20 protein-coding genes are annotated in these 21,878 nt (G+C 65.8%); 4 read left to right on the top strand and 16 right to left on the bottom strand.

What is annotated here, in order from left to right:
• Positions 1-167 precede the first annotated feature (167 nt).
• From AB3X94_RS36910 to AB3X94_RS36870, 9 genes are all read right to left on the bottom strand, one after another.
• Entirely contained in the window at positions 168-728 is a 561-nt protein-coding gene (locus tag AB3X94_RS36910; protein WP_176105649.1) for a phosphonate degradation HD-domain oxygenase, read from the bottom strand.
• A 3-nt stretch (positions 729-731) separates the two neighbouring features.
• On the bottom strand, positions 732-2,183 hold the full coding sequence (phnY, locus tag AB3X94_RS36905; RefSeq protein WP_368614085.1) for a phosphonoacetaldehyde dehydrogenase: 1,452 nt from the start codon (positions 2,181-2,183) through the stop codon (positions 732-734).
• On the bottom strand, positions 2,180-3,460 hold the full coding sequence (phnA, locus tag AB3X94_RS36900; RefSeq protein WP_176110328.1) for a phosphonoacetate hydrolase: 1,281 nt from the start codon (positions 3,458-3,460) through the stop codon (positions 2,180-2,182). The genes phnY and phnA overlap by 4 nt, the downstream gene beginning before the upstream one ends.
• 25 nt (positions 3,461-3,485) lie before the next feature.
• Positions 3,486-4,229 carry a phosphonate utilization associated transcriptional regulator gene (locus AB3X94_RS36895; protein ID WP_217709837.1) on the bottom strand — a complete coding sequence of 248 codons (744 nt, stop codon included), beginning with the start codon at positions 4,227-4,229 and terminating at the stop codon, positions 3,486-3,488.
• A 108-nt stretch (positions 4,230-4,337) separates the two neighbouring features.
• Positions 4,338-5,201 (bottom strand): 2-aminoethylphosphonate ABC transport system, membrane component PhnV, encoded by an 864-nt coding sequence (gene phnV / locus AB3X94_RS36890; RefSeq protein ID WP_368614084.1) that lies wholly within the window; start codon positions 5,199-5,201, stop codon positions 4,338-4,340.
• Positions 5,191-6,153 carry a 2-aminoethylphosphonate ABC transporter permease subunit gene (locus tag AB3X94_RS36885; RefSeq protein WP_018435709.1) on the bottom strand — a complete coding sequence of 321 codons (963 nt, stop codon included), beginning with the start codon at positions 6,151-6,153 and terminating at the stop codon, positions 5,191-5,193. The genes phnV and AB3X94_RS36885 overlap by 11 nt, the downstream gene beginning before the upstream one ends.
• Entirely contained in the window at positions 6,131-7,246 is a 1,116-nt protein-coding gene (gene phnT / locus AB3X94_RS36880) for a 2-aminoethylphosphonate ABC transport system ATP-binding subunit PhnT (protein WP_368614083.1), read from the bottom strand. Before phnT ends, AB3X94_RS36885 begins: the two co-directional genes overlap by 23 nt.
• A 101-nt stretch (positions 7,247-7,347) precedes the next feature.
• Positions 7,348-8,439 carry a 2-aminoethylphosphonate ABC transporter substrate-binding protein gene (gene phnS / locus AB3X94_RS36875; protein ID WP_176385190.1) on the bottom strand — a complete coding sequence of 364 codons (1,092 nt, stop codon included), beginning with the start codon at positions 8,437-8,439 and terminating at the stop codon, positions 7,348-7,350.
• Positions 8,440-9,058: 619 nt separating this feature from the next.
• Entirely contained in the window at positions 9,059-9,814 is a 756-nt protein-coding gene (locus tag AB3X94_RS36870; protein ID WP_176105641.1) for a DeoR/GlpR family DNA-binding transcription regulator, read from the bottom strand.
• 258 nt (positions 9,815-10,072) lie between these two features.
• Between AB3X94_RS36870 and AB3X94_RS36865 the strand changes: the two genes are divergently transcribed.
• Together AB3X94_RS36865 and AB3X94_RS36860 are read left to right on the top strand one after the other, a co-directional pair.
• Positions 10,073-11,629, top strand: coding sequence for an ABC1 kinase family protein (locus AB3X94_RS36865; RefSeq protein WP_368589473.1), 1,557 nt, complete (start codon positions 10,073-10,075; stop codon positions 11,627-11,629).
• Positions 11,630-11,715: 86 nt separating this feature from the next.
• Positions 11,716-12,585: a DMT family transporter gene (locus tag AB3X94_RS36860; RefSeq protein WP_368614082.1), complete on the top strand. Its 870-nt coding sequence runs from the start codon at positions 11,716-11,718 to the stop codon at positions 12,583-12,585.
• Positions 12,586-12,627: 42 nt separating this feature from the next.
• Here the strand turns inward: AB3X94_RS36860 and AB3X94_RS36855 are convergent, their stop codons facing one another.
• Positions 12,628-13,611: a L,D-transpeptidase gene (locus tag AB3X94_RS36855; RefSeq protein WP_368614081.1), complete on the bottom strand. Its 984-nt coding sequence runs from the start codon at positions 13,609-13,611 to the stop codon at positions 12,628-12,630.
• Positions 13,612-13,994: 383 nt separating this feature from the next.
• Here AB3X94_RS36855 and nadE point away from each other — a divergent pair, with 383 nt between their 5' ends.
• Entirely contained in the window at positions 13,995-14,855 is an 861-nt protein-coding gene (nadE, locus tag AB3X94_RS36850; protein ID WP_176126070.1) for an ammonia-dependent NAD(+) synthetase, read from the top strand.
• A gap of 107 nt (positions 14,856-14,962) precedes the next feature.
• Here nadE and AB3X94_RS36845 read toward each other — a convergent pair whose 3' ends face one another.
• The 5 genes from AB3X94_RS36845 to AB3X94_RS36825 all read right to left on the bottom strand — a co-directional run bounded on the left by AB3X94_RS36845 (position 14,963) and on the right by AB3X94_RS36825 (position 20,232).
• On the bottom strand, positions 14,963-15,238 hold the full coding sequence (locus tag AB3X94_RS36845) for an RNA-binding protein (RefSeq protein WP_176105636.1): 276 nt from the start codon (positions 15,236-15,238) through the stop codon (positions 14,963-14,965).
• Between the two features lie 410 nt (positions 15,239-15,648).
• Entirely contained in the window at positions 15,649-15,999 is a 351-nt protein-coding gene (locus AB3X94_RS36840) for a hypothetical protein (RefSeq protein ID WP_368614080.1), read from the bottom strand.
• A 71-nt stretch (positions 16,000-16,070) separates the two neighbouring features.
• Positions 16,071-16,745: a hypothetical protein gene (locus AB3X94_RS36835; RefSeq protein WP_368614079.1), complete on the bottom strand. Its 675-nt coding sequence runs from the start codon at positions 16,743-16,745 to the stop codon at positions 16,071-16,073.
• A gap of 184 nt (positions 16,746-16,929) precedes the next feature.
• Positions 16,930-18,594: a S10 family peptidase gene (locus AB3X94_RS36830; protein ID WP_368614078.1), complete on the bottom strand. Its 1,665-nt coding sequence runs from the start codon at positions 18,592-18,594 to the stop codon at positions 16,930-16,932.
• 78 nt (positions 18,595-18,672) lie between these two features.
• The gene (locus tag AB3X94_RS36825) at positions 18,673-20,232 is read right to left on the bottom strand and encodes a protease pro-enzyme activation domain-containing protein (protein ID WP_176105632.1); all 1,560 of its coding nucleotides are present in this window, start codon (positions 20,230-20,232) and stop codon (positions 18,673-18,675) included.
• A 273-nt stretch (positions 20,233-20,505) separates the two neighbouring features.
• On the opposite strand from AB3X94_RS36825, the gene AB3X94_RS36820 reads away from it, so the two are divergent.
• A complete protein-coding gene (locus AB3X94_RS36820) occupies positions 20,506-21,018 on the top strand; it encodes a DUF1993 family protein (RefSeq protein WP_176126064.1) in 513 nt (170 codons plus the stop codon).
• Between the two features lie 63 nt (positions 21,019-21,081).
• Here AB3X94_RS36820 and AB3X94_RS36815 read toward each other — a convergent pair whose 3' ends face one another.
• Positions 21,082-21,762: a LysE family translocator gene (locus AB3X94_RS36815; protein WP_176105630.1), complete on the bottom strand. Its 681-nt coding sequence runs from the start codon at positions 21,760-21,762 to the stop codon at positions 21,082-21,084.
• Positions 21,763-21,878: the final 116 nt, after the last annotated feature.

The raw sequence follows: 21,878 nt of genomic DNA, 5'->3' as shown, positions 1-21,878 counted from the left end.
TTAACCTGCCCACGCCGCTGAAGCCCTCGCCAACAAAGGCTTCCCGCCTCTCCGCGCCCCGGCGTCCGGAGCACGAAAGAGCGGAATTCTAGTCGCCGCCATCGCGACTTGCAAGCGATATTTTGACGCTCGAAGTGCGACCTGCCGCGCCCCAAAAACACCTCGACTCACGAAGTCGCATGCGCGCGCATCGCCCGTTCGACGACGGCCAAATAGTGGTCGATCCCCGGCGTCGCACGATCCCTCTCTTTCGCGCGATCGTCCCATCGGCGCAAACGCATCGCGTCTTCCGCGTACGGCTTCTGCGTAAATGCCTGCGCCTCTTCCCTGCTAAAGATCCCGCCCTGCAACTGCAAGCTTCGCACCGAATCGGCGGAAAGCTGGCCGAAATACGTGGCGTCGATCGCGCATAGGCAGCGCTTTGCGTCGACGTGCAGACGAATCGGCTCCAGCACCGCATCCGACAACACCGGTCGCAAAAACGGCAAGGCGAAATACTGATGCAGATCGTCGACACCCCGTTCCGTCGGCGTCTCCCCTTGCAGGTTCAGCAGATGTCCGAGGTCGTGCAAAAACGCCGCGGCGACCAGTTCGTCGCTCGCGCCTTCCGCCTCGGCCAGCGCGCCGCTCTGCAACGCGTGCTCGAGCTGCGTCACCGGTTCGCCGCTATACGCGAGGCTGCCGTGCCGCTCGAAAAGCACACGGATATCGTCGAGACTCAATGCCACGGGTCACTCCCAAGGTAATGAAAACGTCTTCAGATTGGTAAAGCCCTTCATCGCTTCCTGAACGCCTTCCTTGTAACCAAGCCCGGAATCCTTGATGCCGCCGAATGGCGTCAGCTCGATCCGGTAGCCCGGCACTTCCCACACGTTGACGGTCCCCACGCGCAGCTCGTTAATGAAACGCGTGATCGCGTCCTGCCGGTTCGTACACACGCCCGACGACAGCCCGAACCGCGTCTCGTTGCTGATGCGGATCGCGTCGTCGAGCGTATCGAACGCGATGATCGGCGACACCGGCCCGAAGGTTTCCTCGCGCACGAGCGTCATCGACGGATCGACGTTGTCGAGCACGGTCGGCGCATACAGGGCGCCGCTGCGCTCGTTGCCAATGCGCAGGCGCGCGCCCGCGGCCACCGCCTCGTTCACGCGCGCCTCGAACCGCTGTGCGGCGGCGGCGTCGATCACGGTGCCCATCTGCATCGACGCATCGAACGGATCACCGAAGGTCCACGCGCGCGTCTTCTCGACGACCCGCTCCGTGAACTCCGCCGCGACGCGCTGTTGCACGAGCATCCGCTTGACAGCCGTGCAGCGCTGCCCCGAGTTCTTGTACGAGCCTTGCACCGCGAGCGTCGCCGCACGCTCGAGATCGGCGTCGTCGAGCACGATCAGCGGGTCATTGCCGCCCAGCTCCAGCACGAGGCGCCGATACCCGGCCTTCGCCGCGATGTATTTGCCGATCGCAACACCGCCGGTAAACGTAACGAGTTCGACCGACGCGTGCGTAATCAACTCCTCGGCGATTTCGCGCGGATCGCCGGTCAGCACCTGCAGCATCGGCGCGGGCAGCCCCGCCTCATACAGCAGATCGGCCAGATAAAGCGCCGACAGCGGCACCTTCTCCGACGGCTTCACCACCACGCGATTATTCGTCGCGATGGCCGGCGCGACCTTGTGCGCGACCTGGTTCATCGGATGATTGAACGGCGTGATCGCGACGATCACGCCCGCAAGCGGTTCGCGCTGCGAAAACACCCGACGCTTTTTGCCATGCGGCGTCAGATCGCACGAGAAACTCTGACCGTCGTCGCGCAACGCCTCGAATGACGCAAAGCGGAACACGTCGGCGACGCGACCGATCTCGTAGCGCGAATCCTGCTTCGACAGCCCCGACTCCAGCGAGATCAGATCCGACGCCTGTTCGATGCGCTCGCGCAGCAGCACCGCCGTGCGCTCCAGAATCTGCGAACGCTCGTAGCGTGACAGCGTCGGCCGATACGCGAGCGCATAGTCGAGTGCGGCGCGCACATCGTCGATGCTGGCGAGCGGCACGGTGCCGACACGCATGCCGGTATAGGGATCGAATACGTCGAGCGTGCGGGCGCGCGTCGCGCGCTCGCCGCGCAGCCGCAGCGCTTCTACGCGGAACGCCGGATGGTCCCGCAGCACCGGGTTCATGATGTCGACACGCGATTGAGCGCGACGTCGAAGATATCGAAGTTGCGCAGCCGCTTGCCTTCGTTGCCGCTGGCCGTTGGCTGAACGCGCCGGTTGAACAGCAGCGGCACTTCCTGCTCGGAAATCCCGCCATGCGAGCGCAGCGGCACGGTGAGGCCGGACAGGTCGTGCTCGTCGCGCCGCGTGCCGAGCACGACATGCTTCGTGCCGATCACGACCAGATCGCCGATGCGATCCTCGGGCAACCCGAAGCGCGCGCACGCTGCGTTGCGGTCGAGCACGACTTCGATTCCCGGCAGGCGGCCAATCCGCGCAATCACCGACGCAGCATCGAGCTCGCGCGGCAGATAGACGGTCGCGAACGAACCCAGCGCGCCATGATGCACGACGTACGGATCGGTGATCGGCAGAATCACGCGCGTCGTCGATGCGCCGAGCCAGTCGTCGAGCAAGTCCTGCAGATAGATCACGTTCGGCTCGCCGGTTCGCGGATCGTGCTTCGCGTTCATGCCGTGGTCGGCGGTGAGACCGATCACCCAGCCGAGCGCGTCGAGCTTCGCGAGATAGCCGTCCATCATCGCGTAGAACGCGTTCGCGCCTTCGGTGCCTGGCGCCCATTTGTGCTGGATATAGTCGGTCGTCGACAGATACATCAGGTCGAGCTTGCGCGTCTGCGCGAGCCGCACGCCGGCCGCGAACACGAATTCCGACAATCCCGCGCTATACACGTCCGGCAACGGCAGACCGACCAGACCGAGCACACCGTCGATGCCGTTTTCCTCGACCGTCACCTTGTCGGCTTTCTCCGCCGAAAAGCAGATGCCCTTCAACTGCCAGCCGAGCAGTCCGCGCAGTTTGTCCTTCGCGGTGACGACGGCGACCGCGGCGCCCGCGTCGGCGGCGGCCGCGAGCAGCGTGGGCGCGCGCAGGTAGGCAGGGTCGTTCATCATCACCGCCGCGCCCGCGCCGTTGTTCGCGTCGGTGTCCCAGAAGTAGTTGCCGCAGATGCCGTGCACGGACGGCAGCACGCCGGTCACGATCGACAAGTTGTTCGGGTTCGTGAACGACGGGATCACGCAGTCGCCGCGAAACGCCGCGCCACCCTCGAGCATCGAGCCGATGAAAGGCGCGACACCGGCCGCGACCGCCGCGTCCAGATAAGCAAACTCGCAGCCGTCGACACAGACGACGACCGTCGGTTGCGAAGGGAGGCGATAGCTCCGGCCGTTGACTTCGATCGTGCGTTGCTCGGCGTGTGTCATCGCGTGGTCTTCCATTACAGGGGTTGTCATTGCCAAGGCCTCATCGTCCGCGCGAGCCGGCCGCGCCCGCGGTTGCCGGGATGCGCCGCTCGTGCGCCGCATCACCCGCCGCGTCGCACGCCGCACGGGCGCGCTGCAAGCCGCCCTGCACATGCGCGCGCATCAATTGCGCGGCCTGCTCCGCATCGCGTGATGCGAGCGCGGTCAGAATTGCGCGGTGCTCGGCGAGCGAGCGCGCCATCGCGTCGCCTTGCACGACCAGCGCCGCTCGCCGAAACAGGCTCAACTCGCTGACGAGCCTGCGATACGTGTCGTACAACTTCGTGTTACCCGCCGCCGCGACCAGCCCATCGTGAAACGCGACGTTCGCGCGCGCATACGCATCGGGATCGTGCGACGCGAGCGCGGCGCGCATCGCATCGACGCAATCGCGCAGCACCGCGAGCTTGCCCGCATCGATGCTGGCCGCGAGCATCCGGCACGCCGCCTCTTCGAGCACCGCGCGCACCGTGTAAATCTCGTCCGCTTCCGCGAGCGACACCGTCCGCACGAACACGCCGCGATTCTTCTCGGTCCGCACCAGCCCCGCCTGCTCCAGCGCGCGAAACGCCTCGCGCACCGGCCCGCGCGACACCTGCAAGCGCGCCGCCCAATCGGCTTCGTTGAGCTTATCGCCCGGCGCCAGCGTGCCGTCGACGATATACCGCTCGATCTCGTCGCGCACCAGCGTCGTCAGCGAATGGCGGCGCACGACCTCGATCGGATCGACGGAAGCAGAGTGCATATATTCGGTCACTTTGACAAATTTCGCCACATCGCATCGGATGTCCACCGTTGGGCGTGCGCGCTTCAGATCAAGGAAACCGCCCGCCGATCAGCCGGGTCAGCCCGGTCAGTCGATCCGGCGACGCGGAGCACGCGCCGCGATCAGCAGCAGCGCGACCAGCGAGACCAGCAGCAGAATCAGCGACAGCGCGGAAGCCGGCAGGTAATAGCCGCGCTCCACCTGCCCGACGACGACGATCGGCACCGTCGCGAAGCCCGGCGGATACACGGTCAGCGTCGCACCGAGTTCGCCGAGCGACAGCGCAAAACCGAGCGCGAGACTCGCGCGGATCGCCGGCACCAGTTGCGGCAACACGACACGGCGCAGCACTATCGACGGCGGCGCCCCGAGGCTCGCGGCCGCTTCGCGCAGCACGGTCAGCTCCGGGCGCAGCGCGGCGGCCGCGCAGCGATAGCAGAACGGCAGCACCAGCGCGAGCTGCACGAACACGACGATCGCCGCCGAGCTCGACAGATCGAGCGGCCGTTTGTGATACGCGATCAGCACCGCGAGGCCGAGCACCACACTCGGCACGCCGTTGGGCATCATCGCGATCGTGTCGACGATAGCGCCGAGGCCGCGCCGGTCGCGCCCTTCGAGCGCGAGCGCGAGCCACAAACCGAGGATCGTGCCGAGCACCGCGACGCCCATGCCGACTTCGAGGCTGGTGGTCAGCGCGTCGAAGTCGCTCGAACCGAGGCGCTCGAACCAGCGCATGCTGAAGCCGTCGGGCAAGATCGTGCCGGACCAGTGCGACGCGACGCTCGATAGCGCGACGACCAGCACCGGCAGCACGAACAGCCAGAAGCACAGCAGCGCGGCGAAACCCAGAAAGAGACCGCCGAGCAGTCGCACGACAAGGCTGTGCCGCACGGGCCGGCCCTTCTTGTGCATGACCGGCAGCACGGTCGGATCGAGTTCAACGGCCATGACCGGCTCCTTTCACCTTGCGACTATTGACGCGCCGGTACAACGCGTACAGCGACAACGACATCAGCAGCATCACGACCGCGCCGGCGGCGGCGGTCGGCAGATCGAGATCGACGGTCGCGGCGCTATAGATCGCGACAGGCAGCGTGATCAGATGGGCGCTGCCGAGCACCAGCAGAATGCCGAACTCGTTCAACGTCAGCAGAAAACACAGGATCGTGCCCGCTGCGATACCCGGCCACGCGAGCGGCAGGATCACCTTGAACGCGACCATCAGGCCGTTCGCGCCGAGGCTGCGCGCGGCTTCGATCAGCCGCTGGTCGAGCAGCGCGAACGATGCCAGCGTCGGACGCACGACGAACGGCGTATAGAACACCACTTCCGCGAGAATCACGCCGCCGATGCCGAACAGAAAGTCGAGCGGCGGCGCCTGCAGATTGAACAGCCGCTGCAGCCCGATGCTGACCGAGCCCTGCGAGCCGTACAGAAAGATCAGCGTGAAGGCGACCAGAAACGACGGGAACGCGACGAACAGCTCGAGGAAGCGCGTGACCATGCGCGCGCCCGGAAACGGCTTGAAGAACAGCAGCGACGCGAGCGCCACGCCGAGCAGCGACGCCAGGCTCGCGCTCGCGAACAGGATGCCGAGCGTGGTGCCGATCACGCCGCGCGTTTCGGGGTTGCCGAAGAACGTCACGTACGCGTGGCCCGACAGGCCGTGCGCGCCGGTCAGACTCAGCATCACGAGCCGCACCAGCGGATAGATGACGAGCGGTCCGAGCACCACGACCGCAATGAACAGCAGATGCCATTGCGCGAGGCGCTCGCGCCGCTTCACCGCGGCCGCATGCGCCGCGGCGCTCGCCAGACGGCGTGCGGCGGCGGCTTCGAGCTCGGCTTGCGCGGCAAGGTCGAGCGGATTGGACGTATCAGGGCTTGATAAGGACGACATCGCCAGCCTCGTAACGCAGGGAAACACGCGCGCCCTTCTCCGGCGTCATGCCGAGGCTGCGCTGCATCGTGACGAGCACGGGATCGTTCGGCAGCGCATCGAGCACGACCGATACCGACAAGGCCGCGCCATACCACTCGACCGACGCGATCGCGCCATGCAACTGCCCCTCGCCGAACGGCACGATGCGCAGCGCCTCCGGACGCAGACACGCGACACGTTCGCGCTCGTTGTAGCGCGCGTCGTCCATGCCGAACGCGACCTGCGGCGGCAGCAGATTGGCCGCGCCGAGGTAGCGCGCGACGAAGCCGTCGGCCGGCGTGTCGTATAGCTGCTGCGGCGTGCCGAGCTGCGCGATGTGGCCATCGCGCATCAGCAGCGTGCGGTCGGACAGCACGAGCGCGTCGTCCTGATCGTGCGTCACGCAGACGATCGTGAGATTCGGCAGGCGCTCATGCAGCGCCTTCAGTTCGGAACGCACCGACGCGCGCAGATTGGCGTCGAGCGCGGACAGCGGTTCGTCGAGCAGCAGCACGTCGGGTTCGATCACGAGCGCGCGGGCGAGCGCCACGCGCTGCTGCATGCCGCCCGACAGTTGCGCGGGCATCACGTGACCGGCGTCGCCGAGCTGCACGAGCTTCAGCGCATCGGCGACGCGGCGCGCGACGTCGCGCGCCGGAATGCGCCGTGCGCGCAAACCGAACGCGACGTTCTCGAATACCGTCAGATGCGGAAACAGCGCGTAGCTCTGGAACAGCAGTCCGAGGTTGCGCTTGTGCGGCGGCACATGCGTCAGATCGCGGCCGGCCACCGTCAGTGTGCCGGCCAGACCGTCGGCCTCGATGAAGCCCGCGATGAAGCGCAGCAAGGTCGTCTTGCCGCAGCCGCTGCGGCCGAGCACGGTGAGCAACTCGCCGCGCTGGATGGTCAACGACAGATCGTCGAGCACCGTGCGCGCGCCGAAGCGCACCGTCAGGTGATCGATCTGCACGCCGCCCGGCGCGGCGGCGCCCGGCGCGGCCAAACGCGCGGCGTCGAGCGCATCCAGCGGCGCGCCAGGCGCGGTGGGGTGAGCGAGACTGGCCGTATTCACCGGGGTCTTCCTCCAACAGAATTAATGCAGATGCGGCGCCGCGCAGCAGCTGCGAAGCGCCGCCCGAATCGACAACGTCAAACGTTGCTTATCTGAGTCACTTACTTCGGCTTGACCACTTCGGTCTCTTTGCCCGACGAACCGATCACGTCGCTCTTCCAGCGCGCGGTCCAGTCGGCCTTCTTCGCCATCACGTGATTCCAGTCGACCGGAATCAGCTTGACGCCGCTGATCGCCTGCTTGACCGTTTCGCCGTTCTTGCCGGCGAGCGGCACGTCGCTGCGACCCGGAATGCCGAAGATGTCCGGCACCTTCGACTGCACTTCCGTCGACATCAGATAGTCGATCAGCTTCTTGCCCTTGTCCTGGTTCGGACCGTTCTTGATCAGCCCGATCGCATACGGCAGTTGGAACGTGGTCGGCTGACCGCCGGGCGTAGCGGCGAGGAACACCGGCTTCAGAGACAGGCCGCCGTTGGCCGCGTCGTCGAGATCCATCTGCAGATCGCCGTTGGCGACCGCGATCTCGTTACGCGATAGCAGCACGTCGAGATAGCCCGTGCCCTTGGTGTGGAACTTGGCGCTCTGCTCGAGCTTCTTCAGATAGTCGAACGCCTGGTCTTCGCCCATCAGCGACGAGGTCAGGATGATCACCGCCATGCCGTCGCCGGCGGTCGCCGGATTGGAATAGGCGACCTTGCCGGTGAAGTCCGGGTGCAGCAGGTCCGCGAACGTCTTCGGCTGATTTTTCGTGACTTCGGGGTTGATCGCGAACGAGAAGTAGTTGTTCACGAAGGTCGCCCATGCGCCGTTCGGCGCCTTCGCGATGGCCGGCACGTTCTTGTAGTTGGCGCTCTGGTACGCCTGCAGCAGACCGTTCTGGTCGGCCTGCTGGATGAACGGCGGCAGCGTGACGAGCACGTCGGCCTTCGGCTGGTCCTTCTCGATGGTCGCGCGGTTCACGACTTCGCCGCTGCCCGCCGTGACGATATTGACCTTCACGCCTTCCTTCTTTTCGAAGGCCGGCAGCACATCCTTGTACAGATTTTCGAGGCCGTCGGCCGTGTACAGCACGACGGCGTCGGCCGCATGAGCCTGCATCGCGGCACCGCCGAACGCTGCGGCGGCGACCAGCACCGGCAGCAGTTTGCGCGCGAGACCGGCCGCGGCGTGAAGGGAATTCGTCTTTTTCATGTCGCTCTCTCCGAAAGGCTAAAAACCAGACGGTCGGGATAACCCATACCTGTAGTGATTGAACGGCGGCACGCGCCGCTTGGCGTTGCCCGCTGCGGTTGCCGCGCCGGTCTGTCGTGGATTGCAGATTGCCGACAACTTTGCCGCTGCTCGCCCAGCCTGACTGACAGCCCGCCTCCGACACCCGCGCTGCCTGCCGCGCCTGAGCGGGCACGGGAAGAATCACAGGTTTCGATGACACGGCCGTGACGATTTTGCCGAATTCCAAAAAAAGACACAAATTGCCAATTCAAGCCAACCGTTGGAATTCGTCGCGCCGCCCAAAAATGGAACTCCGCGCGCCGATCCCGGGTGGATCGTACATGGCGAAAATGACGATGTATGCACGATGCATCGACGAAATTGCGAAGGCGCGGCGCTGCTCGCGGACGCGGCGCTCGCGCGGCGCGCTGGCAGTGCTCGTAGCGTTCCCCGCGGTTACCTTTGCTGCGGTGTACGCGGCCCTGATAACGGCGCGTATTGTGCCCGGCCGTTCCGTTCCAATATCTGGAGCGAAACCCGCGGCTTTTTTTAGTTAGATTTTGGCGGGTGCGGAATGGCGTTCAGCGAAGGAGCCGTCTCACGCGATCAGAATCTCCGGACCATGCGCGGTGATCGCCTTGCCTAGCGCGCGCTCGGGCGCCAGTTCGGTGACCAGATACCGCGCCGACTCGATACCGTTGATGCGCACCGGCGTCACGCGTCCGAACTTCGAATGATCGGCGACGACCACCACCAGGTCGGCCGCGGCGATCATGCGGCTGCGCACTTCGGCCGCCATGCGGCTGTAGTCGGTCAGATAGCCGTCCGGGGAGATCCCGCCCGCGCCGATGAACGCGAAATCGGCGTGGTACTGCGTGATCTGGTGGACCGTGTCGAGTCCGAAGGTCGCGTCCTCGATATCGGACAGCTCGCCGCCGAGCAGCGTCACGCGATTGTCGTTGCGTCGGCCGAGCAGCAGCGCGATGCGCCAGTCGTTCGTGTAGACCGTCAGCCGATGCCGGTCGAGCAGCGCGCGCGCGACCGCCTGCGTGGTACTGCCCGAATCGACGATCAGCGATGCGCCGTCCGGCACGAACTCGGCCGCGCGCTCGCCGATCGCGCGCTTCGCGCCCGCGTTCTCGGCTTCGCGCGTATCGAGATCTGGCTCGCGCCGATCGCTCGACAGCGCGCCGCCGTGGGTCGTCACGAGCAAGCCGCGGCCGGCCAGTGCGTTGAGGTCGCGACGGATCGTTTCGCGCGATACGTTCAGTTCGCGCACCAGTTCAGCGACCGACAGCGCGCCGTTCTTTGCGACTTGCGCGAGGATGTATTGATGACGTTGTTCTGCGAGCATCTGTGCGCCGTGATTGAGGAAGGCCGCCGTATTGTATTACGCGTATTGCGCGCTGTTGGCGCGGGCGCGCAGGTTGCGCTCATGGCGGGCTCATCGCGCGCTAAGGTTGCTGCGAGCCGCCCCTTGCGCGCGAACCCGCCCGCCACCGCGCCGACCTGCTAACCTTGACGGCTGGACTCTTTGGGCCATGCGGCGAACGCCACGCCGCCGCCCGGCCGAGTCCCGCGCACAACGCCTCGCCCGTCAACCGAACCGCCGATGCCGCCACTGTTTCGCCGTCTACTGCTGCTGTTCCATGCGCTGCGTTACGGCGCGCGCCTGATCTGGCTCGCCGCCCCGCCCGACCACAAGCTGCATTGGATGATCGAGCTGATCGGCCGCGTGCATGCGTCCGAGCGCAGCGGCGCGCAGTTGCATGGCCTGCTGCCGGCGCTCGGTCCGCTCGCGAGCCGCTTCGCACAGACGCTGGCCGCTCGCCCGGAGCTCGCGAGCGGCACGCTGCATGACGCGCTGGACGCCATCGACCACATGGAAGCACCGCTGTCGCCGGACGACTCCGCGCTGGCCTTGACGCGCGCGTTCGGCCGGCCGCTCGGCGAGCTGTTCAGCGCGGTCGACCTCGTGCCGGTGCGCAGCGGCTTCGCCGAGCAGACCCATTTCGCGCGGCTCGCGGTGCCGCTCAAAGGTCACCATGAGGTCGCCGTCAAGCTCGTGCGCGCGCAACAGTTGCAACAGATTGGCGATGAGCTCGCGCTGTTGCGCTGGGTCGCGCGCTGGCTCGAAAAGCTGTCGCGCGTCGCGCGCCGGCTGAAGTTGCGCTCGCTCGCGCAAACCTTCACCGACGACATCCTGCGCCGCTTCGACCTGCGCGCCGAAGCCGCGAACCTGAGCCAAACCGGCCATCATTTCGACGGCGACAAGCGCATCGTCGTGCCGGACGTGATCTGGGAGCTGTGCACCGACCACACGCTGACGATGCAGCGCATCAATACGCTGCCCGCGAGCGACCTGCCCGGCCTGCACGCGCACGGCATCAAGCTGGCGCCGCTCGCCGCGCATATCGTCGAGGTGGTCACCGAGCAGGCCTTCGAGCATGGCTTTTTCCACGCGACGCTCGATGCGCGCCGCGTGCGCGTCAGCATCGAGCCGGACACGCTCGGACGCCTCGTGCTCGCGGAGTTCTCGATCATGGCGACGCTGTCGAGCGGCGAGCGCGAGTTCTTCGTGCACGGCGCGACCGCGTTGTTCGACCAGGACTACGGGCGGCTCGCCGACATGCATCGCGAGGCCGGCCACGTGCCGGACGACACACGCCCCGAGATGCTCGAAGCCGAACTGCGCACGCGCGCTGAAGCGCACTTCGCGGCGGCGCCCGAGGATCGCTCGGCGGGTTCGCTGTTTCATCATCTGCTGCACGGCGTGCAACCGTTCGACGGCCAGGTGTCGGGCCAGCTCGCGACCGCGCAGCGCTCGTTCCAGCAGGCGGAGATGCTCGCGCGGACGCTGCATCCGGGCGTCGATACATGGAACATCGCACGCGGCGTGCTTGCCGATATCGCGCGACGCGATCTCGATCATCGCGGCTGGCTCAAGCGGCTGTCACACGAACTGCCGCATCTCGCGCATATGCTGCCGCGCGTGCCACAACTGGCGGTGCGCTATCTGCAGCAGCACGATCGCGCGGGTACGCCGCAGCAGAACGCGCAACTGCTCGCGGATCTCGCGCGCGAATACCGGCGCACGCGTTGGCTATTGTGGGCGTGCGTGGTCTGTGGCGGCGCGCTCGGAGCGGGGATGACGCTGCTCGCGTGGTGACGGTCCCGCGCGCCCATTGCAGCTTTGAACAAGACGCGCGCCGCCCGTGCGGTCAACATGGCGGCTTTTTCACACCCTCCGCCCCGATGCTCGCCACCTTTGCTGCCGCCGTGTTCGTCGTGCTGTGGTCGACCGGTTTCGTAGTCGCCCGCGCGATCACCCCTTACGCCGATCCCAATCTGTTTCTGCTGGCCCGTTTCGGCGGCACCGCGCTGATCTTCGCGCTGGCCGCGCTCGTCGCGCGCTCCGCCTGGCCGACCGGACGCAACTTCGGCAAGCACCTGAGCGCCGGCGCACTGCTGCAAGGGGTCTATCTGGGCGCCGGCTACTGGGCTGTCGCGCAAGGTCTGAGCGCGGGCGTGATGGCTTTGCTCGGCGCGCTGCAACCGCTCGCGACGGCCGCCGTTGCCGCGCCGCTGTTCGGCGAGCGCTTGTCGCGGCGCGGCTGGAGCGGCATGGCGGTCGGCCTCGCCGGCGTCGTGCTGGTGCTCGCGCCGAAGCTCGCGGCCGCGACGCCGCCCACGCACGGCAACGCGCCGGCGTGGCTGGTCGTGCTGATATCGATCGTCGCGGTGGGGGCGATCACGGCGGGCACGCTGTTCCAGAAGACCTCGCTCGCCAAGGCCGATATTCGCAGCGCGAGCGCGGTGCAGAACGTCGGCGCGGCTGCCGTCGCGGGGGTGCTGGCGCTCGCGCTCGGCGAGCATCGCTGGATCGCGTCGCCGACGCTGTGGGCATCGCTCGCGTGGGGCATCGTGATGCTGTCCGGCATCAGCGTCACGTTGCTCGTCTGGATGGTCCGGCGCGGGGATGCTTCGCGCGCGACCGCGCTGCTGTTTCTCGCGCCGCCGCTCGCCGCGCTCGAAGGCTATCTGGGGTTCGGCGAGACGCTGCTGCCCGTGCAGATTGCCGGTTTTGCGGTCGCCCTGGCGGGCGTGTTGTTGGCGAGGTCGTGAGGGGCGCCCCGCGCTGGTATTGCGACAAGACCTGGGCGTCCGTCAGTCGGCCGTATCCGCGTGCGCGGGCATTTTTGCGCGCGCGACCGCACCGGGCACTGGCGACCAGGCTGGCCGGCTCTTGCGCTGCGAATCGACGACGACGATAAAACGCCCCGCCCACGGCATGATCTGCCGATCGCTTTTCAGCACCCACAAAGACTGGCCGGAATCGACGAGCTGCTGGTATTCCGCGTCGAGAATCCCGTAGTGATCGAGAAACGTGTTGAGCGACGCGGGAATCCGCACGCAGCCCTTCGAATGGCGAATACCGAGCAGCTGTTCTAGCCGATCGGGGTCGGTCGCGTGCATCTGGAAACGCATCTGCGACATGCCGCCCTTGCCCCAGCCGCGTTCGCCCTGCCCCCAGCCGAGGTCGAAGATGCGCATATCGCGACGGCCATAACCGCGAATGTGGTTTTCGTTCTCCGTGCCCTCGGAGCGGAAATCCATATTGTCGGGCGTATGTTCAAACACGCCGAGCGGCGTGATGAAGTGGTCGTACTCGCCAGGCCGTCCGGTGGATACCGGCGATGCGCCGATCATCTGCCAGTTGTCGGCGGGCGCTGGGCGGAAGTAAATCAGGAGCGCCTGCACGTTCGCATTGCGATCGACGAGCACCACATACTCGCCCGACAGATTGCCAAGCTCGTTCCCGTTGAGCGCCTTCTCCAGACGGTCGGCGTACGCACGCTGCTCCGCGACGGGCAGTCTGAGCCGGCGCGTCACGTCCTGCGCGAATACATCGCGCAGCAAGAACGCGCGGCGCGGATCGACGATGCCGGCCGCGTCGGGCGCGGCGACGGTGGCGGCGTCGATGGTGCCCAATGGTTGGCTCGCGCCATTCCACGCTTTGGCCGAAGTGGTCGGATTCACAGTGTGCGCCGCCGATGTTGCGGATGCAGGCGACTGAGCGGTACCGGGCACCGCTGCATGAACCTGCGCCGCCATCGCGCCCGCACCTGCCGATATGACGGTTGCGCACATCCACGCGCAAATCCTCAGGCGGTTAAATCCAGGCTGGCCAGGCCGATCTGGGTATCTCATCGCGTCCTGAAACAAACATGATTATTATTGATTGACACGCCGGATCCCGGTGGCGTTCGCTACGATCGATGTTACGCAGCGAATTGACGCGTGTCGATGAATATACCCTCTAACTTACGACCTCTTCAAAAACGATTGACTATTTCCCCGCAATCGACATATCAGTGAAATGCAATTAATTCGCAATTAAGCTGGTCATCGGAAAATCAGGCCACAAAAGCGAAGGACGATTTCATTCGACGAAAGATCGCCCGAATACGGCGGCACATCCCGATACTCGAGCCCTTTCAAGCGCTTTTTCTCTCGCGAGGACAACAACGATCATGGCTCCATCCGATCCCGCCGCCCGCCAGGCCCGCATCGCGGCCGAAATGCACGTCACAGCTAAATTCGACGCAAGCCGCGAAATCGAGCGCCGGGTCGATTTTCTGGCGAACTATCTGCGCAACAGCCACCTGAGAACTTATGTGCTCGGCATTAGCGGCGGCGTCGATTCGACGACGGCCGGGCGTCTCGCGCAACTCGCGGTCGAGCGTTTGCGGACTAACCATTACGACGCGCGTTTCGTCGCCGTGCGTCTGCCTTACGGAAAACAGCGCGATGAAGCGGATGCACTGGAGGCATTACGTTTCATTCGCGCCGACGAAAATCTGACTATCGATATCAAACCCGCCGCCGATGCAATGCTCGAATCGCTCGATAAAAGCGGTGTGTCGTTCAAGGACGAATCACAGCGGGATTTCGTGCACGGCAATATCAAGGCGCGCCAGCGGATGATCGCGCAATACGCGGTGGCGGGTGCGCGCTCCGGTGTCGTGATCGGCACGGACCACGCGGCTGAATCGGTGATGGGCTTCTTTACGAAGTTCGGCGACGGCGGCGCCGACGTGCTGCCGCTCGCCGGGCTCAGCAAGCGCCGCGTGCGCGCGCTCGCGCATACGCTCGGCGCGCCCGACGCGTTGGCGCACAAGGTGCCGACCGCCGACCTCGAGATGCTGCGGCCGCTTCGTCCCGACGAAGACGCGTACGGCATCCCGTACGACGCGATCGACGATTTTCTCGAAGGCAAGCCGGTCAGCGATACCGTGCGTGACGTGGTCCTGCAGTTTTACAACGCGACGCGTCACAAGCGGGCGCTGCCGTACACCCCGTTCGACTGGCAGGCGTCACCTGATGGGCAATGACGAGACAGCGAAGCAGCTCTCAAACGAATAAAAGCGGTGGACCTGCGCGCGACGCCGCGCATGGCCACCGCCTTCGAAAGGAATCGACGTTACCGAGCCGCCTACACCTACGGCGCTCGCTGCTCCGGCGGCGGTTCGTCGCTGAACAGATCGGCGCTCGCTTCGAGCGGCTGGCCGCCCAGATGCTTGCCGTGAATCTGCCGCGCGATCACGTCGCCGACATACGGCACGCTCGCGTCGAGTTCCACCGTCGCGTAGGCGTTGGGCTTGCCGGCGTCCACCACCTCGACGTGTTTAGCGTAGTGGCCGAGTTCGCGCTTCAAGAAATCCCGCACGTCCTGCTCGCTGCACGATTCGGCGATATTGCGCACAGTCAGGTTCATGCGGACTACCCTCGCCGTGCCCGGCGCTCAGTCAGTCGGTCAGAGCTGGAGACACGCACCGGTCGCAGCGCGACACGCTGCTTCGTCTGAGCCACGGCCAGTGCGCGAAGTGCGACGACGCCGGTCGCGCCGGCCAATCCCAAAGCGAGCAATGACAAAAAGAAGGCCATCGTTCCAATCTCCTGTGCAAATTTCATCCTGTTCTCAGGATAGCCCGCTTCGACAGCGAACACACTGTGACGCAGTGTCGTAGGCAACGGCGAAACACCCCCGTCGATGCACTGTACCTGAATCAGTCGCGCCAATCCTGGAAAACTTCGGCTGCTTCAGCACCTTGCATGCCTGGCACGCAGACACATCGTCAAAGGCATCCTGCGGAGGATGTCAGCAAGGCGGGCTGATCGCGCCGATCAGTCGGCCGCTTGCACGTTCGCCGCGCTCACCCACCAAGCATTTTTACCGTGCGGCAGGCGGACCAGCACCGCGGAAGGATCGTCGACGCCGTCGTCGGCGATCTGGCAAACCGGCAGGCCGTCGGGCAGACGCTTCACTTCGCCGGCGGCCTCGAACAGCGCGATTCGCCGCGCATCCAGCGGGCGCAGTTGCCGATACACGTCGAAGCTGAGCGCGGCGGGCACGTCACCGCGAATCTCGAGCTCATTGGCGCGCGCGCAATGCGCGGGCGCGGCGGCAACCGCGGCTGCGCTGCCGCTTAGGCAGCCGATCGTCAGCGCAACGGTGGCGAGGCGGGAATGGGTCATCGTGTTTCTCCGAAAAAAATGAGGGCAGCGAACCGTGGTTCCGCGACGACTGCGGCAGCGCGCGGATGCGCTCAACGCTCGCGCTCATGCGCGTCGCCGCGCCGGCTGTCTTCGCTGTCGGCGCCGTCGTCGTCGCCAGTCGCGACGTCTAGCCGGCTCACGTCGCACGACGCCTGGCCAAAGCCCGCGTATACCGCCGACCAGTTACCGACGATCGCCGCTTGCGCCTGCGCGAGACTCAGCTTGCCTTCGCAGACGCAGCGCTTGAGCATCGCCGTCGCGCGTGCCTTGCGGCGCTCGCCCTGCGGGCCGGCCCACGGCAACAGATCGAGATTGGCCGGCGCATCGGGCGATCCGCCGAGCATGATCGGCACGTGCCGGTCGAGCGCAAACGCGGCGCTGTCATCCGCATCGATCCCGCGCGCGGCAAGCATGCGGTCCTTGTGCGCCATCAGTTCGTCGAACGGCGGCGCGACGGTTTCCGCATAACCGGGGCGGCAAATCGTCCGGCCGATCGACTGCTGGGTCACGCGGTCGTCGAGGACGTCGCTCGGCTGCGCGGCGGCGTCCCCGATGCGCAGCGCGAGCAGTGCGCCGACGGCAACGAACAGCGCACGATGTGTGATGTGCGCGCGCGGGCGAACGACGCTCTTGCGCCCGAGCCGCGGCGCATTGGCCGCCTCATTGCTGCCGGTGATGTCGCGGGAAAGACCGCGCCGATGCGTGTCTGCGATGCCTGCGTTCATTCGTCTGCGCGCCGGCGGCACGCGGTAGTTCAATTCGCAAGGCAATTAAAACACAATCAATCTGGATGAGTACAAAAGCCCGACATGGCAGCGCACCGTTTGCCGGCTCGCGGCGACCGCCGCGAGCCAGAGCAGACCAGCAGAACGCGACGTCGCGATGTGTCGCGACGCCCCGCGACCGCCGCTACTTCGCCACCCGCGCCTGCAATGCGCGGATCCGCCCGAGCGCCTGCGCGTTCGACACCGTCTCTTCGTACATCTTTGCGAGGTCGGCTTTCAGCGCGGTGCGCGAACCGCCGTCGAGATACACCATATGCCCCGATGGATAGAACCGCGCCGACAGGTTCTGCCGCACCTGCTGACTGACCAGCGGCATCTGCTGCAGGTCGAGCACGGTTTGATAGAACGGCGTGACGAAATCGTAGAAACCATTCGCCGACAGCACCTTCAGGTCGGGATTGAGCGCCATCACGGCCGCAAGGTCGCCGGCCGTGTACAGAATGATGTTGCCTTTCGAGTCGACGCCCTTCTGCGCGCCGGTCGGATCGATATGGCTGAAATCCCAGTACTTGAAGGCCTGATCGTTGAGGTCGGTGAACGCCGAGTTCGACGTGTACTTCAACTGCTCGTTCAGATACACGTTCCACATCGTCGTGTAGACGCCGGTGACCGCGGTCATCGTCGGATCGTTGCCGCCGGAGTTCGGGTCGATCTTGCCGGCGATGCCGGTGTCGATCGCGGTCACGCGGCCGTCGTAGGCGCCGAGCGCGAGGCCTTGCGACTTCAGCAAGGTGGTCAGGAACAGCGAATTGCCGCGGCTGTCGTAGCCGGCGATGTCGAGGCTCCACGCGAGCAGTGTCGTTTTGTCGATGCCGGTGTATTCGCTGAGTTTTTCGACGGTCGCGGTGTCGGTGGTCGGGAACTTGCGCAGCGCGGCCAGGTAGTCGGTGCGCGCGAACTGCGCGACCTCCTCAGCGAACGTGCCGAGATCGGTGGGCCGCGGCGCGACGCCGAGCTTCTTGTGATACCACGCGTCCGCGGCCGCCGTGGGCAGCGCGCCGACCGGGTTGCCCGACTGCGTGTAATCGAGAATCGAAGACTGCAGCGTCACCCCATTCAGATCGACGCCATCCTCGTGCAGCCGGTACGCGAGCACGCAGCTGCGCGCCGTGCCGTAGGACTCGCCGAACAGATACTTCGGCGAATTCCAGCGGTTGTTTTTGGTCAGAAACCGCTTGATGAACTGCTTGATCGAGTCCGCGTCCTGATCGACGCCCCAGAAATCGCGATTCTTCTTCGGCGCGATCGCCGCCGAATAGCCGGTGCCGACCGGGTTGATGAATACGAGGTCGCTTTTGTCGAGCAGGCTGTCCGGATTGTCTTCGAGCGAATATGGCGCCGGCGGCGTGAAGCCCGGCATCGACGTCTTGATGCGGCGCGGCGCGAACGAGCCGAGCAGCACGAATACCGACGACGATCCGGGCCCGCCGTTATAGAAGAACGTGACCGGCCGCGTCTCTTCCTTCTGATTGTCCTGCGTGAAAGCGACGTAGAACATCCTCGCCGACGGCTGCGAGCTGCTCGGATCGACGATCACCAGGTGGCCCGCGGTCGCCGTGTAGTTGATGTTGTGCCCGCCGATGGTCACCGAATGATGCGTGATCGCGGCCGTCTCGACCGTATCGGTAACCGAATCGTCCGGGCCGTTGCCGTAGGCGACCGGGTCGAAGAACGGCTGGTCGCCGGCTTTGTGCGGGGTGCTCGTGGCGGTGGACGCGCCGGCCGAGGCCGTGGCGTGCGTGTTGTGCGGCGAATGCTGGCTACCGGAAGCCGATTCTGTATTCGTCATGATCGCTCCAAGGGTTGTTTTATTGCCGTGCGTCCTCGTTCTTACGTCTTGTTGTTGTGTGATGCGCTGTGTTGCAGACTATAGTGCGCCCGCCACCTTCCCGCCATTGGGACTGCCCAGGCCCGTGCAGGCGTCCCACCCCTTCGACGCCGCAAAACTGCCGTTGTTGCCCTCGGTGATGTCGTTGCACACGCCCGTCGCCTTGTACAGTTTCGCGTTGACGAAGCCGACCGGCTGTCCCTTCGCCGCGTTGATGCGCGCGATCAGCGCCGCCCACAGCGGCGCGACCGCGCTGGTGCCTCCCACCACCGTTTGCGTTCCGTCGACCAGCACTTCGTAGCCGGTCGACGGCGAGGCATCGCCCGCGACGTCCGGCACGCCGCGCCCGCTGAGCGGCTGGCTGCCGCCGGCCGTCATCGTGGCCGACAAACCCTGCTGCCACGCCGGCAACTCAAACGCGGTGCTGATGCCGCCGCCGCTCGCACCGCCCAGTTCACCGTCGTTCCACACGACCTCGCGCGTGATCGCCGAACCGGACGCGCTCAGGTGCGTGCCGCCGCAGGCGAGCACGTACGGGCTCGACGCCGGGAAGTCGACCTGGTCGCCGCCGCCCGAGCCGTCGCTCGACCCGCTGTCGCCCGACGCTGCGCAGATCGTCACGCCGAGCGCCGCCGCCGATTGCAGCACGCTGTTGAGCGCATTCATCGACTGGCCGGTCCAGACCGACTCCGGCGCGCCCCAGCTGATCGAAATGACCGACGGCTTGTAGGTCGTGTCGTGCACCGCGCGGCTCACCGCGTCGATGAAGCCGGCGTCGCTGTTCTGCGTGAAGTACACGGCGATGGTCGCGCGCGGCACGAGCGCACCGACGATCTCGATGTCGAGCGTAACCTCGCCGTCCGGCCCGTTCGGGTCGCCGCTCGGCTTGTTGCCGGCCTGATCGACACCGACCGCGGTCACGGTCGGCTCGCTGACGCCGAGGCTCGAGAAATAGGTCTTCAGGTCCGACGTGTTGTAGCCGCCGCCGAGCTCGATGATGCCGACGCACTGGCCGCCGCCGTCGCCCTGCGGAAACTGGTAGAGCGACGCGAGCTGCGGCGGCGTGAACGACTCCTGCTGCGCGCGCGCCGCCACGAACGGCGGCCGGATACGGAAGTGCGGTCGCGCCTGCGGCCGGTTGTCGAGCCCTAGCACCGCCTCGACGACGCCGCGCAGATCGTCCGGCACGCTGATCGTGCCGGTGCGGCCACGGAACTGGCCAGCCGTGTGGTGCTGGTAGCGTTCAAGCTTCACCTCGAACGCGCTCTGGAATTGCGCGATCGTGCCGCTCAGCAGCACCGAGCGCGCCGCCGGGTCCTCGCGCACGACGGCGAGCCCATGCGCGGCCGCAAACGCGCGGACCTTCGCGATGTCATCGGGCGCGGCGCCGTAGTCCTGGGCGAGCGCCTCGCGCGACAGCGGCTTCACGCTCGCGTCGCCGGCTTCGATGCGTTTCATCAACGCGTCGAACTGCGCCTGCTGCTGGCGGCGCAGCATCACGAAAACTTCGATCCGCTCGGCGGGATCGCATTGCCCGATGACCGTGGTGCCCTGCGCGACCTTACGCTCGCTGCCTGGCAATGGGTGCTTGGTGACCATGGTGTCGACTCTCCTGTTAGCGTGGCTTCGCACACGGTCAGCCACGCGCCTGCACGAAGCGCATCGTTTGCGCGATACGCGGCAGGGGTTGTTCAAGAACTTCGTCCAAGCGTCCGACCAAGGCATTCGAACACAGTTCCGACGCGTGCGGCAGTCGTCCGAATGGCTAATGCGCGGCGGGGATGCGACACGCTATGATGCTGGAGCGGCATTCCCGCCGTTTCAGTGCCGCGCGCGCCGCCCGCGCGCACGATCGAGAAATCAGAGGAACCCATGTCAATTTCGATGTATCAAGCATCACTGCCTGTGCTGATTCGCGGCCTCACCAACCTCCAGGCCATCCTCGGCAAGGCCGAGGCGCATGCCGCCGCGAAGCAGATCGAACCGTCGGTGTTCACCAATGCCCGGCTCGCGCCGGACATGCTGCCGCTCGTGCGCCAGGTGTATATCGCGAGCGATACCGCCAAGGGTTGCGCGGCGCGCCTCGCCGGCGTCGAGCCGCCGAAGTTCGAGGACGTCGAGCAGACTTTCGATGAGCTGCGGGCCCGTATCCAGAAGACGATCGATTACCTGAAGGAATTCAACGAGGCGCAGATCGACGGCTCGGAGAGCCGCACGATCACGCTGAAATTGCGGCCGGGGCCGATCGAGTTCACGGGAGCGTCGTATCTGTTCGGTTTCGTGCTGCCGAACTTCTTTTTCCACGTGACGACCGCGTACGACATCCTGCGTCATAACGGTGTCGAGCTCGGTAAGCTCGACTATCTGGGCGGGATGCAGCAGTAATGGGAGCGGGCGGGTCGTCGATCGCGGCGCCCCGTTCGCGCAGTCTCATGCCGGCCTCGAGTGTCAATCCAGCGAAAGCCGCAGCGCGAAGCCGATCAACGCAGCCGAAAACGTCCAACGTTGCAGCGTTTGCGCCAAAGGATGGGCGCGCATCCAGTTGGCGATGCGGGCGGCGCCGATCGCATACAACGCGTCGAAGCATGCGCCGATCGCGAGCAGCACGACACCGAGTTCGATCATCTGCCACGCCACCGGCCCCGCTTCCGGCCGCACGAATTGCGGCAACAGCACCGAGCAGAACAGTAGCGCCTTCGGGTTGAGCAGATTCGTCAGCAGACCTTTGACGAACGCGGTCCGCAACGGCCGCGCGCCTCTATCTGCATCACTCGAAGGAGTGGATTCCACACGCGACGCGCCGGCCGCTTGCCTGTTGCGTGCACCGGCGGGCAATGCGAATCCGGGCGAGCGGAAAATCTGAATCCCGATCCACGCGAGATAGACCGCGCCGGCATAACGCACCGCGTCGTACAGCCACGGCGCGTTGCGCAGCAGCGCCGCCATGCCGCACGCCGATAGTGTCACGTGCGTCGCGCGCGACACGCCGAGCCCCGCGGCGGCAGCGAAGCCGCTGCGCACGCCGCGCGCGATGCTGGTTTGCAGGATCAGCGCCATGTCCGGCCCGGGCACCGCATAAACGACGATCAATGCCGCCACGTAGACGGCCAGCAGGTGAGCGGAAATCATCGGAGCCTCCTTGTTGTTCGAGACTCCATCTTGCTATCGGAAGCGGAGCGTTTGCTGGCGATTTTCGGCACACACCAATCAGAAAATAGCGGAATACGCTAAGATTTCAAAATCTA

The sequence above is a fragment of the Paraburkholderia sp. BR10923 genome, from assembly GCF_040948765.1.
GTDB lineage: Bacteria > Pseudomonadota > Gammaproteobacteria > Burkholderiales > Burkholderiaceae > Paraburkholderia > Paraburkholderia youngii.
The sequence above is the reverse complement of the archived record's forward strand: the minus strand, read 5'-3'. Positions and strand labels throughout refer to the sequence as shown.

Excerpts from the sequence above, each read along its gene's own strand:
- phnY (WP_368614085.1), bottom strand. The coding sequence starts at position 2,183 with ATGAACCCGGTGCTGCGGGACCATCCGGCGTTCCGCGTAGAAGCGCTG.
- phnA (WP_176110328.1), bottom strand. The coding sequence starts at position 3,460 with ATGGAAGACCACGCGATGACACACGCCGAGCAACGCACGATCGAAGTC.
- AB3X94_RS36895 (WP_217709837.1), bottom strand. The coding sequence starts at position 4,229 with ATGCACTCTGCTTCCGTCGATCCGATCGAGGTCGTGCGCCGCCATTCG.
- phnV (WP_368614084.1), bottom strand. The coding sequence starts at position 5,201 with ATGGCCGTTGAACTCGATCCGACCGTGCTGCCGGTCATGCACAAGAAG.
- AB3X94_RS36885 (WP_018435709.1), bottom strand. The coding sequence starts at position 6,153 with ATGTCGTCCTTATCAAGCCCTGATACGTCCAATCCGCTCGACCTTGCC.
- phnS (WP_176385190.1), bottom strand. The coding sequence starts at position 8,439 with ATGAAAAAGACGAATTCCCTTCACGCCGCGGCCGGTCTCGCGCGCAAA.
- AB3X94_RS36870 (WP_176105641.1), bottom strand. The coding sequence starts at position 9,814 with ATGCTCGCAGAACAACGTCATCAATACATCCTCGCGCAAGTCGCAAAG.
- AB3X94_RS36865 (WP_368589473.1), top strand. The coding sequence starts at position 10,073 with ATGCCGCCACTGTTTCGCCGTCTACTGCTGCTGTTCCATGCGCTGCGT.
- AB3X94_RS36860 (WP_368614082.1), top strand. The coding sequence starts at position 11,716 with ATGCTCGCCACCTTTGCTGCCGCCGTGTTCGTCGTGCTGTGGTCGACC.
- AB3X94_RS36855 (WP_368614081.1), bottom strand. The coding sequence starts at position 13,611 with ATGTGCGCAACCGTCATATCGGCAGGTGCGGGCGCGATGGCGGCGCAG.
- nadE (WP_176126070.1), top strand. The coding sequence starts at position 13,995 with ATGGCTCCATCCGATCCCGCCGCCCGCCAGGCCCGCATCGCGGCCGAA.
- AB3X94_RS36845 (WP_176105636.1), bottom strand. The coding sequence starts at position 15,238 with ATGAACCTGACTGTGCGCAATATCGCCGAATCGTGCAGCGAGCAGGAC.
- AB3X94_RS36840 (WP_368614080.1), bottom strand. The coding sequence starts at position 15,999 with ATGACCCATTCCCGCCTCGCCACCGTTGCGCTGACGATCGGCTGCCTA.
- AB3X94_RS36835 (WP_368614079.1), bottom strand. The coding sequence starts at position 16,745 with ATGAACGCAGGCATCGCAGACACGCATCGGCGCGGTCTTTCCCGCGAC.
- AB3X94_RS36830 (WP_368614078.1), bottom strand. The coding sequence starts at position 18,594 with ATGACGAATACAGAATCGGCTTCCGGTAGCCAGCATTCGCCGCACAAC.
- AB3X94_RS36825 (WP_176105632.1), bottom strand. The coding sequence starts at position 20,232 with ATGGTCACCAAGCACCCATTGCCAGGCAGCGAGCGTAAGGTCGCGCAG.
- AB3X94_RS36820 (WP_176126064.1), top strand. The coding sequence starts at position 20,506 with ATGTCAATTTCGATGTATCAAGCATCACTGCCTGTGCTGATTCGCGGC.
- AB3X94_RS36815 (WP_176105630.1), bottom strand. The coding sequence starts at position 21,762 with ATGATTTCCGCTCACCTGCTGGCCGTCTACGTGGCGGCATTGATCGTC.